Source organism: Telluria sp. AIW5 (assembly GCF_056680575.1).
This window is the reverse complement of record NZ_CM155289.1, coordinates 1,913,348-1,927,059: the sequence shown is the minus strand read 5'-3', so window position 1 is coordinate 1,927,059 and position 13,712 is coordinate 1,913,348. Positions and strand designations below refer to the sequence as shown.

General features: G+C 62.5%; 11 protein-coding genes. 8 read left to right on the top strand and 3 right to left on the bottom strand.

Translation table 11 applies throughout. From position 1 onward, the window contains the following. Positions 1-15: 15 nt before the first annotated feature. Positions 16-2,709, bottom strand: a complete 2,694-nt coding sequence (aceE, locus tag AC1MEM_RS08470; protein WP_499476590.1) for a pyruvate dehydrogenase (acetyl-transferring), homodimeric type — start codon at positions 2,707-2,709, stop codon at positions 16-18. A gap of 324 nt (positions 2,710-3,033) precedes the next feature. Here aceE and folD point away from each other — a divergent pair, with 324 nt between their 5' ends. The 6 genes from folD (at position 3,034) to AC1MEM_RS08440 (ending at position 10,006) form a co-directional block, all read left to right on the top strand. Beyond that, positions 3,034-3,942 (top strand): bifunctional methylenetetrahydrofolate dehydrogenase/methenyltetrahydrofolate cyclohydrolase FolD, encoded by a 909-nt coding sequence (gene folD / locus AC1MEM_RS08465; protein WP_499476588.1) that lies wholly within the window; start codon positions 3,034-3,036, stop codon positions 3,940-3,942. Positions 3,943-3,971: 29 nt separating this feature from the next. After that, positions 3,972-6,056, top strand: a complete 2,085-nt coding sequence (locus tag AC1MEM_RS08460) for a M3 family metallopeptidase (RefSeq protein WP_499476587.1) — start codon at positions 3,972-3,974, stop codon at positions 6,054-6,056. Between the two features lie 92 nt (positions 6,057-6,148). Then, positions 6,149-6,574, top strand: a complete 426-nt coding sequence (locus AC1MEM_RS08455; protein WP_499476586.1) for a DNA polymerase III subunit chi — start codon at positions 6,149-6,151, stop codon at positions 6,572-6,574. Then, complete coding sequence (locus tag AC1MEM_RS08450; RefSeq protein WP_499476584.1) at positions 6,571-6,984, top strand: hypothetical protein; 414 nt, start codon at positions 6,571-6,573, stop codon at positions 6,982-6,984. The genes AC1MEM_RS08455 and AC1MEM_RS08450 overlap by 4 nt, the downstream gene beginning before the upstream one ends. Positions 6,985-7,106: 122 nt before the next feature. Then, entirely contained in the window at positions 7,107-8,414 is a 1,308-nt protein-coding gene (locus AC1MEM_RS08445; protein WP_499476583.1) for an ISNCY family transposase, read from the top strand. Positions 8,415-8,872: 458 nt separating this feature from the next. Beyond that, on the top strand, positions 8,873-10,006 hold the full coding sequence (locus tag AC1MEM_RS08440; protein ID WP_499476582.1) for a branched-chain amino acid ABC transporter substrate-binding protein: 1,134 nt from the start codon (positions 8,873-8,875) through the stop codon (positions 10,004-10,006). Positions 10,007-10,135: 129 nt separating this feature from the next. On the opposite strand, the gene AC1MEM_RS08435 is transcribed toward AC1MEM_RS08440, so the two are convergent. Continuing rightward, positions 10,136-10,444: a c-type cytochrome gene (locus tag AC1MEM_RS08435; protein WP_499476581.1), complete on the bottom strand. Its 309-nt coding sequence runs from the start codon at positions 10,442-10,444 to the stop codon at positions 10,136-10,138. A 174-nt stretch (positions 10,445-10,618) separates the two neighbouring features. On the opposite strand from AC1MEM_RS08435, the gene AC1MEM_RS08430 reads away from it, so the two are divergent. Next, the gene (locus AC1MEM_RS08430) at positions 10,619-10,840 is read left to right on the top strand and encodes a TIGR04438 family Trp-rich protein (protein WP_499476579.1); all 222 of its coding nucleotides are present in this window, start codon (positions 10,619-10,621) and stop codon (positions 10,838-10,840) included. A 168-nt stretch (positions 10,841-11,008) separates the two neighbouring features. Here the strand turns inward: AC1MEM_RS08430 and ilvD are convergent, their stop codons facing one another. Beyond that, positions 11,009-12,694 (bottom strand): dihydroxy-acid dehydratase, encoded by a 1,686-nt coding sequence (gene ilvD, locus AC1MEM_RS08425; protein WP_499476578.1) that lies wholly within the window; start codon positions 12,692-12,694, stop codon positions 11,009-11,011. Positions 12,695-12,820: 126 nt separating this feature from the next. Here ilvD and AC1MEM_RS08420 point away from each other — a divergent pair, with 126 nt between their 5' ends. Continuing rightward, positions 12,821-13,711 (top strand): LysR family transcriptional regulator, encoded by an 891-nt coding sequence (locus AC1MEM_RS08420; RefSeq protein WP_499476577.1) that lies wholly within the window; start codon positions 12,821-12,823, stop codon positions 13,709-13,711. The last annotated feature ends 1 nt before the right edge of the window (position 13,712 follow it).

Sequence of the window (13,712 nt, the reverse complement as noted above, 5' to 3'; positions counted from 1 at the left end):
GAAACACCACTTACATTACTGGGTCACAGGATTCGGCTTGTTCGCATCGATGCCGTACTTGGCGATCGCCTCGGCCACGACCGACATGGCGATCTTGCCTTCGTCGGCCAGCGAGCGCAGGGCGGCAACCGTGATGTAGTAACGGTTCACTTCGAAGAACTCACGCAGCTTGACGCGGCTGTCCGAACGGCCGAAACCATCGGTGCCGAGCACTTTATAAGTGCGATCCTTCGGCATGAAACCGCGGATCTGTTCGGCGAACATGCGCATGTAGTCGGTGGTCGCGACGATCGGGCCAGTCGTGTCCTGCATCAGCTGCGTCACGTAAGGCACGCGCTGCTCAAGCTCCGGATTGACCATGTTCCAGCGCTCGCAATCCTGGCCATCGCGGGCCAGCAGGGTCAGCGACGGTGCGGACCAGACGTCGGCGGCCACGTTCCAGTCGGAGAGCAGCAGCTCGGCGGCGAAGATCGACTCGCGCAGGATGGTGCCGCAGCCGATCAGCTGGACGCGGTTTTCCGACTCGCCACCCTTCTTGAGCAGGTACATGCCTTTCAGGATGCCCTCTTCCGTGCCAGGCGTCAGGCCCGGCTGCTCGTAGTTCTCGTTCATGATGGTGATGTAATAGAACACGTCTTCCTGTTCCGTCACCATGCGGCGCAAGCCGTCATGAATGATCACCGCCACTTCATGGCCGAAGGTCGGGTCGTAGGGCAGGCAGTTCGGTACCGTGGCCGCGATGATGTGGCTATGGCCGTCTTCGTGCTGCAGGCCTTCGCCGTTCAGGGTCGTGCGTCCGGCCGTGCCGCCCATCAGGAAGCCGCGCGCACGGATGTCGCCCGCCAGCCAGACCAGGTCGCCCACGCGCTGCATGCCGAACATCGAGTAGAAGGTGTAGAACGGCACCATCTGGCGGTTGTTCGACGAGTACGAGGTCGCCGCGGCGATCCACGAGCTCATGCCGCCCGCTTCGTTGATACCCTCTTGCAGGATCTGGCCGGCCTTGTCTTCGCGGTAGTACATGACCTGGTCTTTATCCACCGGCTCGTACAACTGGCCCTGCTGGTTGAAGATACCGATCTGGCGGAACAGGCCTTCCATGCCGAAGGTACGCGATTCGTCGACCAGGATCGGGACGATGCGCTGGCCCAGGCTCTGGTCCTTCAGCAGGCTCGTGATCACGCGGACATACGATTGGGTCGACGAGATCTCGCGGCCCGGCGCGGTCGGCTCCAGCACGGCCTTGAAGGACGACAGTGGCGGCACGACCAGGGTTTCGTCCGACTTCTGGCGGCGCTGCGGCAGGTAGCCGCCGAGGGCCTGGCGGCGCTCGTGCAGGTATTTCATTTCAGGCGCGTCGTCGGACGGCTTGAAGAACGGGATCTCGGCCAGCTTGTCGTCCGGGATCGGGATGGCGAAGCGGTCGCGCATTTCGCGGATGGCTTCGTCGTCGAGCTTCTTGGTCTGGTGCGCGGTGTTGCGCGCCTCGCCCGACTTGCCCATGCCGAAGCCCTTGACGGTTTTCACCAGCAGGACGGTCGGCGTGCCCTTGTTTTCCTGGGCATTCTTGAACGCGGCGTAGATCTTGTGCGGATCGTGGCCGCCGCGGGTCAGGCGCCAGATGTCGTCGTCGGTCATGTTGGCCACCATCTTCAGCAGCTCAGGGTGCTTGCCGAAGAAGTGCTTGCGCACGAAGGCGCCATCCTTGGCTTTGTAGTTCTGGTATTCGCCGTCGACGGTTTCCATCATCACGCGCTGCAGGATGCCGTCCTTGTCTTTCGCGAGCAGGGCATCCCAGCCCGGGCCCCAGACAACCTTGACGACGTTCCAGCCGGCGCCGCGGAAGTCCGCTTCGAGTTCCTGGATGATCTTGCCGTTGCCGCGCACCGGACCGTCCAGGCGCTGCAGGTTGCAGTTGACGACCATGACCAGGTTGTCGAGGCGCTCGCGCGCGGCCATGCCGATCGCGCCCATCGATTCCGGCTCGTCCATCTCGCCGTCGCCGCAGAAGACCCAGACCTTACGGGCTTCGGTATCGGCGATGCCGCGTGCGTGCAGGTATTTCAGGAAGCGCGCCTGGTAGATCGCCATCAGCGGGCCGAGGCCCATCGAGACGGTCGGGAACTGCCAGAAGTCCGGCATCAGTTTCGGGTGCGGATACGACGACAGGCCCTTGCCGTCGACTTCGCGGCGGAAGTTCAGCATCTGCTCTTCGCTGATGCGGCCTTCGAGGAAGGCGCGGGCGTAGATGCCTGGCGAGCTGTGGCCCTGGATGTAGAGCAGGTCGCCGCCGTGGCTCTCGCTCGGGGCGCGCCAGAAGTGGTTGAAGCCGATGCCGAGCATGTTCGCCAGCGAGGCGAAGGACGAGATGTGGCCGCCGAGGTCGCCGTCGGCGCGGTTGGCTTTCACCACCATCGCCATCGCGTTCCAGCGCATCCACGAGCGCAGGCGCTCTTCATATTCGAGGTTGCCCGGGCAGTGCGCTTCCAGGTGGGCTGGAATCGTGTTGACGTAGGCGGTGTTGCTGGAGAACGGGACGTGGGCGCCACGGCGGCGCGCCAGGTCGACCAGGCGCTCCATCAGGTAGTGCGCGCGGTCGGTACCTTCGTTCTCGATGACGGCTTCGAGCGCGTCGAGCCATTCTTTGGTTTCGAGCGAGTCCGGGTCATTGGCGGCCTGGGCCGTCAACTGATCGAGTTGAGCTGACATTGGTGCGTCTCCTTGGTTTCATGGCCCACGTCGATCTCCAGATCGCCGGCGGCGGATTGTGATGAAATCTAAGCTAATCAAGCCTTGCGATTCTACCAGCGGAAATGGTCTTTTTCAAATTACGATATATCATTTCATAATATGGAATAAGTAATGCGGAGCGGGCCCACCTGCAGTCCGCGCCATGGACCGCGCATACTGTTCGTTACCGTTCTTGCCTTAACTATAAATATGACAACGAACCACGGAGCGCGGCGCGCGATACCGCGTGTTCCCCCCGCAGGCGCCGTATAATTTCATCTTTGTCCAGTGATGAGCCCCACCATGCCTGCCCAATTGATCGACGGAGTCCAACTTTCCCAGCAACTGCGCGCCGAAATCGCCGAGCGTGCAGCCAAACTCACGGCCGCGGGCCAGCAACCGGGCCTCGCAGTGATCCTGGTCGGCGAAGACCCGGCCAGCCAGGTCTATGTGCGCAACAAGGTCAAGGCCTGCGGCGACGTGGGCTTTCACTCGGTCCTGGAAAAATACGAGGCCGACCTCACCGAAGCCGCCCTGCTCGCGCGCATCGACGCGCTCAACGAAGACCCGGCCATCCACGGCATCCTCGTGCAAATGCCGCTGCCGCGCCACATCAATCCGAGCAAGGTCATCGAAGCGATTTCCACCAGCAAGGACGTCGACGGCTATTCGGTGCTGTCGGCCGGCGAACTGGTCGCCAACCTGCCGGGTTTCCGCCCGTGCACGCCTTACGGCTGCATGAAGCTGATCGAATCCACCGGTACCGATCTGCGCGGCAAGCACGCCGTCGTGATCGGCCGCTCGAACACGGTCGGCAAACCGATGGCCCTGCTGCTCTTGCAAGCCAACGCCACCGTGACCATATGCCATAGCGCGACGCCGGACCTGGGCGTATATACGCGCCAGGCCGACGTGGTCGTGGCCGCCGTCGGCCGCCGCAACACCGTCACCGCCGACATGGTCAAGCCGGGCGCGATCGTGATCGACGTCGGCATGAACCGCGACGACGCGGGCAAGCTGTGCGGCGACGTCGATTTCGCCGGCGTGGTCGAGGTCGCTTCGCACATCACCCCGGTGCCGGGCGGCGTCGGTCCGATGACGATCACCATGTTGTTGATGAATACCGTCGAGTCCGCGGAACGCGTGCTCGGCAAGCGTCAGGAAAAGCTCGGCCAGGCCGCGGGAATGGATCCGAAGCCTGGCCTTGCCTGACCTTCGCATAACCCCTTGGAAGGAACACCATGAGCATAGCTACCACTAACCCCCTTCTCGATTTTTCAAGCCTGCCGCGTTTCGATGCCTTCCGTCCGGAACATGTCACGCCAGCCATCGAACAATTGATCAAGGAAGCCACCGCAGTGGTGGCCAGGCTCGAAGCGCCGAGCGATAACGTGAGCTGGGAAAATTTCGTGGTGCCGCTCGAGGAAGCGACCGAGCGCCTCGGCCGCGCCTGGGGCATCGTCAACCACCTGAACCACGTGGCCGACACGCCGGAATTGCGCGCCACCTACAACGAAAACCAGCCGAAGGTCACCGAGTTCTGGACCACCCTCGGCCAGAACGAAGCGCTGTTCGACAAGTACAAGGCGATCCGTGCGGATGCCGGCTACGTCAACCTGAGCCCGGCCCGCAAGCGCATCGTCGAGAACGCCCTGCGCGACTTCCGCCTGGGCGGCGCCGAACTTCCGGCGGACAAGAAGGAACGCTTCGCCGCCATCCAGGAACAGCACGCCGCGATTTCGACGCGCTTCTCGGAAAACGTGCTCGACGCCACCAACGACTACAAGCTCATCATTGAAGATGAAGCCGAACTGGCCGGCATCCCGGACGATGCAAAAGCCGCGGCGCGCGCCGCCGCCGAAGCCGCCGGCAAGACCGGCTACCAGTTTACCCTGCACTTCCCATCCTATTTCCCGGTCCTGCAATTCGCCGACAATCGCCAGTTGCGCGAAACGATCTATCGCGCCAGCGCGACGAAGGCGTCGGACATGGGCGCCGTGTTCAGCGAACTGGAAAAATGGGACAACACCTCGAACATCGCCCAGCTGTTAAAACTGCGCGACGAGGAAGCGAAATTGCTCGACTACCGCAACTTCGCCGAAGTCTCGCTGGTGCCGAAGATGGCCGAGAGCCCTGAGCACGTGATCAGTTTCCTGGAAGACCTCGCGCGCCGCGCGCGGCCGTTCGCCGAGAAGGACCTGGCCGAGCTGCGCGCGTTTGCGAAGGACGAGCTGGGCATCGACGACATGCAGGCCTGGGACGTGTCCTACGCGTCCGAAAAGCTGCGCGAGCAGCGCTATGCCTTCTCGGCCCAGGAAGTGAAGGAATATTTCCCTGAGCCGAAAGTGATCGAAGGCCTGTTCAAGGTCGTGCAGAGCCTGTTCTCGGTGCAGATCAAGCCCGACACCGCGCCGGCCTGGCATCCGGACGTGCGCTTCTACCGCATCGAGCGCGACGGCCAGCTGGTCGGCCAGTTCTATTTCGACCTGTACGCGCGCGCCGGCAAGGGGCAAGGCGCGTGGATGGACGACGCGCGCGGACGCCGCATGACGACCGGCGGCATCCTGCAGACGCCGGTAGCCTACCTCACCTGCAACTTCACGCCGCCGGCAACGGTCGATGGCAAATTGCAGCCCTCGCTGTTCACGCACGATGAAGTGACGACCCTGTTCCATGAATTCGGCCATGGCCTGCACCACATGCTGACTGAAGTGGAAGAGCTGTCCGTGTCGGGCATCTCGGGCGTCGAATGGGATGCGGTCGAGCTGCCCTCCCAGTTCATGGAAAACTTCTGCTGGGAGTGGGATGTGCTGCAAGGCATGACCGCCCACGTGAAGACGGGCGAACCGCTGCCGCGCGCGCTGTACGACAAGATGCTGGCCGCGAAGAACTTCCAGTCGGGCATGCAGACGCTGCGCCAGGTCGAGTTCTCCCTCATCGACATGCACCTGCACTACGACTTCGACCCGAGCAGCCAGCAGACCGTGCAGCAGTTAATTGATGACGTGCGCCAGAAATTTTCGGTCATGATTCCGCCGGCCTTCAACCGTTTCCAGCACTCGTTCGGCCACATTTTCGCGGGTGGCTACGCGGCCGGCTATTACAGCTACAAGTGGGCCGAGGTGCTGTCGGCGGACGCGTACGCGGCCTTCGAAGAAGCGATCGAAGCCGGCGGCGGCGAATTGTCGGCGGAGACGGGCCGGCGCTTCCAGCGCGAGATCCTGGCCGTTGGCGGCTCGCGTCCGGCGCTGGAATCCTTTAAAGCCTTCCGCGGCCGGGAGCCGTCGATCGACGCCCTGCTGCGCCACAATGGCATGAACGCCTGATTGTTGGACGACCCGCGCGCTGGCGATAAGTTCGCCGGCGCGCGTGGATGCAAACCAAGCGCCGCACTGCGCTCCGGTTTACAATCTGATCCATGACACGGATCGACTTCCACACCAATATCCCCGACAAGCTCGCCTACGCCTGCCGCCTGGCACGCAAGGCCTATTCGGCGAAGGCAAAAATCGTCCTGCTGGCCGAGGATGCCGCGCAGGCCGCGGCCCTGAACGAGGCGCTGTGGACGCTGTCGAATATCGATTTCCTGCCGCACGTGATGGCCGACGATCCGCTCGCGCCCGAAACCCCGATCATCATTACCGACAGCGAAGAGGCGGCGCTGCCGCACCACGACATGCTGGTCAACCTGACGCGCCGCACGCCCGCCAATTTCGCCGAGTTCACGCGCGTGTTCGAGATCATTTCCATCGACGAAAGCGACGCCGCCGCCGGCCGCCAGCGCTACGTCGCCTACAAAAAGCAGTCCTACCCGCTGACCCACTTCGTCGCAGGACAATCATGAGCCAGAACCCCGCCTTCGATAGCAGCATTCCCGTGTTGACTGAAGTCGTGCTGGAGCCGGTGCCCTTGCCGGTGGCGCCCGGGCCGGAGCCTGAGCCTGACCCGGCAGAGCCGCCCGGGCAGGCCGAGGCGGAGGCGGCGATTGCCGTGGCGGCCGAACTGGCCGAGCCGGCGGCCGAGCCTGAGGTGCAGGCACAAGCCGCGCTGCAAGCGCTGCCCGAACCCGACTGGGACGAACTCGAGCAGCGCATCGCCGAGCGCGTCGTCGCGCAATTGCAGCCGCAAATCGATGCGATCGTGCGCAATGCCCTGTCCTCGGCGGCCGACCAGATCCACGTTGGCCTGCGCCAGGCGGTCGAGCAAGTCGTCGCGCAACAAGTCGCCGCCATCCAGTTCGGTCAGAAGTCGTAGGGTGTGTAAGGGCAAAATAGTAATGTCCGGTTCTAGCAAAATAGAAATGTCCGATTTTGCTATCTCATTCAAGCTGTTGACTTCGAATATGTCGGAGTTGGGCGATGAGCAGAACCGGGAGCATGAACATGAAAGAAGTAGATCGGGGTAAGGTCATCAAGGCCTTGGTCGACAAGCAGATCAAGCCGGCAACGGCGGCGTTGCAGCTTGGACTGACGACGCGGCAGGTGCAGCGGCTGGCTAACCAATTTCGTGATGCCGGGCCAGCTGGGTTGATCTCGGCGCAGCGCGGTAAGGCTGGCAATCGCCAGCTGAAGCCAGGCTTGGCACAGCAAGCGTTGCAGTTGGTCCGGGACCATTACGCTGATTTTCCACCCACGTTCGCTTGCGAGAAGCTGGCTGAATGCCATGACGTGGTGCTCTCAAAGGAGACGCTGCGTCGCTTGATGATCGAGAGCGGTTTGTGGACACCACGCGACGCCCGCGCAGGCGTTTTGCATCAGCCTCGTACGCGGCGCGCTTGCCTGGGTGAGCTGGTCCAAATCGATGGAAGCCGGCATGATTGGTTCGAAGGCCGTGCTCCGCATTGCGCTTTGCTCGTGTACGTCGATGACGCCACTGGCCGGCTAATGCAACTGTATTTTGCCGAAACCGAAACAACCACCGGCTACTTCGAAGCCACGCGGCGCTACCTCGGGCGCCATGGCAAGCCTCGAGCCTTGTATGCCGACAAGGCTGCGGTATTTCGCTCGGCTGCGCAAAACCGCCATGCTCCGACGCAGTTTCAACGCGCTCTCGATGAGTTGGATATCGAGCTGATCTGTGCCAACTCTCCCCAAGCCAAAGGGCGGGTCGAACGCATGAATCGCAGTTTGCAAGCGCGCTTGACACGGGAACTGCGTCTGGCAAACATCAGCAGCATCGGTGAAGCCAACGTTTGGTGCGATAGCTTCGTTTGCCAATACAACGAGCGTTTTGAGCGACCAGCGCACAGCACGATCAATCTGCACCGCCCAGTCAGATCGAATGAAGATCTGTCCCTGATCCTGGCCCACCGCGAACAACGAAAACTGAGTGCCAAGTTGACGCTGCAATTTGAATCGAAGCGCTTTGTGCTTGTGGATTCGGCCGCTGCCAGGGCCCACGCTGGAAGCTCGGTAGCGCTCTACACCTTTGCCGATGGACGCATCGAAGTACGCGCAGGCACGCACCTGCTGCCGCATACGGTACAAGAATGCAACCTGACAGCGCGACACTTCATCGATGTCGACACCAAGACGATAGAACACACGCTCGATCAGCTGGCCGAGAAGCGCAAACGCAATCGTCCGTACCGTAATCCCACCGCCGCCGAGATCGCAGCCGGCGTCACCGCTGCCAAACAAACGAGCGCGCACAAAGTCGCATCCAAGTCGCCTCAACACTGCTAGGAATTGCCGAAAAAATCGGACATTTCTATTTTGCTGAAACCGGACATTTCTAATTTGCCTTTACAGGGTGGGCACCCCGTGCCCACGCGGTACGCGCATATCCATTTGCCGTTGGCCGTCGATACTCACCACGTAACGCCCGCAATCGATGTTGGCGCTTGAATGTGGTTTCGTCCCCCACATCACCGTCTCATTCCGCTGTACATCCTGGCGGGCGCCATCTCATGCATTTCGATGGCGTAAATGTTGTACCGCGTGGGCATGGAATGCCCACCCTACAACGTCCCCGACAGGTGCGTGATCCACTCCCTCCGCCGCCAAACCGTGCGCCGATCCCCCCGCATGCACCACGCATGAGCACTCCTCGCAATACCGCTTTCCCAAGTCCTTGATTTGTTGTACCTTTGCTCTGAATCAATCGCAACAGGCGCTCGCCATCCCACTCATTCGGAGAACGTATGACCACCAAGCTCATTCCCCTTGCCATCGCGATGCTGTTCGCCGCAAACGCCAGCGCCCAGCAGGTCGTCAAGATCGGCCATGTCGGCCCGGTCTCCGGCCCAAACTCGCACCTCGGCAAGGACAACGAGAACGCCGCGCGCATGGCGATCGACGAGCTCAACGCAAAGGGTTTTACCATCAACGGCCAGAAGGTCACGCTGCAGCTGGTGGCCGAGGATGACGGGTCCGATCCGAAGCAAGGCACGGCCGTCGCGCAGAAACTGGTCGACGCCAAGGTCAAGGGCGTCATCGGCCACCTGAATTCGGGCACGACCGTGCCCGCATCGAAAATCTACAACGACGCCGGCATCCCGCAGATTTCGCCGGCCACCACCGCTACCCAGTACACGAAGCAGCGCTTCCCGGGCGCCTTCCGCGTCGTCGCGAATGATGCCAAGCTCGGCGGCACGCTGGGCAAGTACGCGGTAGACACGCTGAAAGTCAAGAACATCGCCGTCATCGACGACCGCACCACGTACGGCCAGGGCGTCGCGTCCGAGTTCCTGAAGGGCGCCAAGGGTCCGGGCGTGAAAATTGTCGGCAAGGAGTTTACCAGCGCCACGGCGACCGACTACACGGCGATCCTGACCTCGATCCGCGCGAAGAAGCCGGACCTGGTTTTCTTTGGCGGCATGGATTCGGTCGGCGGCCCGATGCTCAAGCAAATGAAGGCGCTCGGCATCGACGCGCGCTTCATGGGCGGCGACGGCATCTGCACCGAATCGCTCGGCCGGCTGGCGGGCGACGCCGTCGGCGAAGGCAAAGTGGTCTGCGCCGAAGCCGGCGGCGTGACCGGCGCCGAGCAGGAAAAAGCGATGAGCGACTTCCGCGCCCGCTTCAAGCAGAAGACGGGACTGGACGTCCAGCTGTACGCGCCCTACGTCTACGACGCGGTGATGGTGATGGCGGCGGCGATGCAGAAAGCCAACTCAGCCGAGCCGGCCAAGTATCTGCCGGAACTCAAGAAGATCCACTACAAGGGCGTGACCGGCCAGATCGCCTTCGATGCCAACGGCGATATCAACAACGGCGCGCTGACCCTGTACACATTCAAGGGCGGCAAGCGCAGCAAGATGGACGTGATCCGCTGATGGTAGGGGCCGGGCCCTGCCCGGCTGCGCTCGTCACGCGCAAGCGATGGACAAACAAAAAGCGCGCCTGGCAATGCCGGCGCGCTTTTATTTTTCAGCGACTCCCCGAAGGCAGCCTGCCGATGGTGCTTACTTGGTCGCCAGCACCCATTTCACGAGGCTGCGCGCTTCCGCTTCGCTCACCTGCGGATTGGCCGGCATCGGGACCGGGCCCCAGGAACCGGAGCCGCCCTTCATGACTTTCGCGACCAGCTTGTCTTCGGCGCCTTTTTGCCCGGCATACTTGGCAGCCACGTCCTTGTAGGCAGGACCGACCAGCTTGGTACCGATGGCGTGGCAGGCCATGCAATTTTTTGCTTTCGCCAGGTCGGCCTGCGCAAACGCGCTCGACGATGCCAGCACTGACAATACACCGCACAACATCAAGGAACGTTTCATCTGATTCTCCATTTGTAATGCTCGCATTCTACCGCGTTTCCGCCGAGTGACTGCCCACCGTCACACTCTGTAACCTCGCTTACGTTTTGAGCTTGCACGGATTCCACGCCCGGGCCATATTTTGCCACGGAGCACTAATTTGTTTGTAAGATGGCGTCATTCTGGAGAACGAACATGCCCCTGATCCTGTTGATTGCCGCGCTGCTGGTGCTGCGCTTTTTCGAAGTCTGGCGCTTTGCCGACTTGTCCTGGTGGTGGATCGTCGGGCTGATGGTGTTTGCCTTCGTCTGGTTCGAATACATCGAAAAAATGCTCGGCTGGGACAAGAAGAAGGCGCATGACGAGGACGACAAGCGGCGCAAGGCACGCGTGAAGAATTCGTTCGACAAACGGTAGGGTGGGCATGCCCACGCGCTACGGTCGCGTGCCGCACCGTGTGCGCCAATGGGAAAACCAATCCATACGCTACCGAATATTTCGCTTGCGTCGTCGCCGGATGCGACGGGGGTATGCGACGTTGCGACCGCGTGGGCATGCCCACCCTACGGTACGCCCCTGTCCCGCTTATCCCGTCACCGCCCCTTTGCTCGCACTCGAGGTCAAGGCCGCGAACTTGGCGAGTACCCCGCGCGTATAACGCGGCGCCGGACGTCTCCACGCAGCACGGCGCCGGGCAATTTCCTCGTCGGGCACGTTCAGCTGAATCAAGAGCGCATTCGCATCGATCGTCACCGAATCCCCCTCCTCCACCAGCGCGATCGTGCCGCCCTCGAAGGCTTCCGGCGAGACGTGCCCCACCACCATGCCCCAGGTCCCGCCCGAGAAGCGCCCGTCCGTGATCAAACCGACCGATTCCCCCAGTCCCTTGCCGATCAGCGCCCCGGTCGGCGCCAGCATTTCCGGCATGCCGGGGCCGCCCTTCGGGCCGAGATAGCGCAGCACCAGCACGTCGCCGGCCTGGATGCGGTTGCCGAGGATCGCGTCCATCGCCGTGTACTCGTCGTCGAACACGCGCGCCGGGCCGGTGATCGCCGGGTTCTTCAGGCCGGTGATCTTGGCCACCGCCCCTTCCGGCGACAGATTGCCCTTCAGGATAGCCAGGTGGCCCTGCGCATACAGCGCCTTGTCGAGCGAACGAATCACGTCCTGCCCGGCCGGCGGCGTGGAAGCCACGCCGGCCAGTTCCTCCGCCAGCGTGCGGCCCGTGATGGTGATGCAATCGCCATGCATCAGGCCGGCATCCAGCAGCAGCTTCATCACCTGCGGCACGCCGCCCGCCTTGTGCAGGTCAGTCGCGACATACTGGCCCGAGGGCTTCAAATTGCAGATGACCGGGACCTGGCGGCGGATGCGCTCAAAATCATCCAGCGTCCACGGCACCTCGGCCGCGTGGGCGATCGCCAGGTAGTGCAGCACGGCATTGGTCGAGCCGCCAGTCGCCATGATCAGCGACACCGCGTTCTCGATCGACTTGCGCCTGATGATGTCGCGCGGTTTCAGGTCGCGCTTCACGGCCTCGACCAGCACGCGCGCCGACTCGGCGCTTGAGCCGACTTTCTCGTCGTCCGGATTGGCCATCGTCGACGAATACAGCAGCGACATGCCGAGCGCTTCGAAGGAGGACGACATCGTGTTGGCCGTGTACATGCCGCCGCAGGAACCGGATGAGGGGCAGGCGTTTCGTTCGATGCCGTCGAAATCTTCCTGGCTCATGCGCCCGGCCGTGAATTCGCCGACCGCCTCGAAGGCCGAGACGATGGTCAGGTCCTTGCCCTTCCAGTTGCCCGGCTTGATCGTGCCGCCGTAGACATAGATGCCGGGAACGTTGGCGCGTGCCAGCGCGATCATCCCGCCCGGCATGTTCTTGTCGCAGCCGCCGATGACGACGACACCATCCATCCACTGGCCGTTGACGCAGGTTTCGATACAGTCGGCAATGACTTCGCGCGAGATCAGCGAGAACTTCATGCCCTCGGTGCCCATCGACATGCCGTCGGAAATGGTCGGCGTACCGAACACTTGCGGGTTGGCGCCGTTGGCCTTGATGGTCGCCACCGCGGCGTCGGCCAGCTTTTGCAGGCCGGAATTGCAGGGCGTGATGGTCGAGTGGGCATTGGCGACGCCGATCATCGGCTTGTCGAAATCGTCCTGTTGATAGCCCATCGCGTAGTACATCGAGCGATTCGGGGCGCGGGCGACGCCTTCGGTGACATTGCGGGACCGGCGGTTGTAGCGCGGCTTCTCAAGCATGATGGGCTCCTCGAGGCAGTTCAAGAAGAATGCCTTGCACTCCGCGGGGCGTCAAATATAAGATTTGCCGTGCCTGTGATACGCAAAACATATCAAAATCCATCAAGCATCTAGAAACGCATATCGATGAACCTTGAACTGCGCCAGCTGCGCTATTTCATCACCGTTGCCGAAGAACTCCATTTCGGCCGCGCCGCCGAGCGCCTGCACATGACCCAGCCGCCCTTGTCGCAGACCATCGCCGCCCTCGAGGAAACCTTGGGCGCGCCGCTGTTCCTGCGCAACCGGCGCCAAGTCGAACTGACGCCGGCCGGCGCGGCGCTGCTGCCGGAAGCGCGGCGCCTGCTGGATGGCGCGGCCAGCCTGCCGGAACTGGTGCGCCGCGCCGCCGCCGGAGAATCGGGCCGCCTGGCGCTGTCCTTCGTCACGCCGGCGGACTACAGCGTCCTGCCGGGCCTGCTGCACGACTACAGCGCGGCCTATCCGAACGTCCAGCTGGTGCTGCAGGAAGCGACGACCGACCTGCAAGTCGACGATTTATTGCACGGCCGGATCGACGCCGGTTTGCTGATCCCGCCGCTGTCGGAAAAGGCGCAGGTACAGCTCGACTACATGAAAGTGCTGGAAGAGCCGCTGGTGCTGTGCGCGCCCGCCGGCACCCTGCCCGCCGGCGCCGACCCGATCGATTTGAAGATCCTGCGCCAACTGCCCCTGATCATTTTTCCACGCAAGAGCGCGCCCGCCCTGCACGACGCCATCCTCAGCTGTTTCCACGAAGCCGGCCTGTCTCCCGAGATTGGCCAGGAAGCGATCCAGATGCAGACCATCGTCAGCCTCGTGTCGGCGGGCATGGGCTTGGCACTTGTGCCACAATCCGTGTCGAACCTGATGCGCCCCGGCGTAGAATACCGTGCCCTTGCCGGTCCCACGCCGTTGGTAGAGCTGGGCCTGGCCTGGCGCCGCGACAACCTGTCGCCCGTGCTGGGTGGCTTTTTGGAATTACTGAGGAAAGAATAAA

Bases quoted from the DNA above. Each gene is read 5' to 3' on its own strand.
- ilvD (WP_499476578.1), bottom strand. From the start codon at position 12,694: ATGCTTGAGAAGCCGCGCTACAACCGCCGGTCCCGCAATGTCACCGAA.
- AC1MEM_RS08420 (WP_499476577.1), top strand. From the start codon at position 12,821: ATGAACCTTGAACTGCGCCAGCTGCGCTATTTCATCACCGTTGCCGAA.
- folD (WP_499476588.1), top strand. From the start codon at position 3,034: ATGCCTGCCCAATTGATCGACGGAGTCCAACTTTCCCAGCAACTGCGC.
- AC1MEM_RS08445 (WP_499476583.1), top strand. From the start codon at position 7,107: ATGAACATGAAAGAAGTAGATCGGGGTAAGGTCATCAAGGCCTTGGTC.
- AC1MEM_RS08440 (WP_499476582.1), top strand. From the start codon at position 8,873: ATGACCACCAAGCTCATTCCCCTTGCCATCGCGATGCTGTTCGCCGCA.
- AC1MEM_RS08455 (WP_499476586.1), top strand. From the start codon at position 6,149: ATGACACGGATCGACTTCCACACCAATATCCCCGACAAGCTCGCCTAC.
- aceE (WP_499476590.1), bottom strand. From the start codon at position 2,709: ATGTCAGCTCAACTCGATCAGTTGACGGCCCAGGCCGCCAATGACCCG.
- AC1MEM_RS08430 (WP_499476579.1), top strand. From the start codon at position 10,619: ATGCCCCTGATCCTGTTGATTGCCGCGCTGCTGGTGCTGCGCTTTTTC.
- AC1MEM_RS08435 (WP_499476581.1), bottom strand. From the start codon at position 10,444: ATGAAACGTTCCTTGATGTTGTGCGGTGTATTGTCAGTGCTGGCATCG.
- AC1MEM_RS08460 (WP_499476587.1), top strand. From the start codon at position 3,972: ATGAGCATAGCTACCACTAACCCCCTTCTCGATTTTTCAAGCCTGCCG.
- AC1MEM_RS08450 (WP_499476584.1), top strand. From the start codon at position 6,571: ATGAGCCAGAACCCCGCCTTCGATAGCAGCATTCCCGTGTTGACTGAA.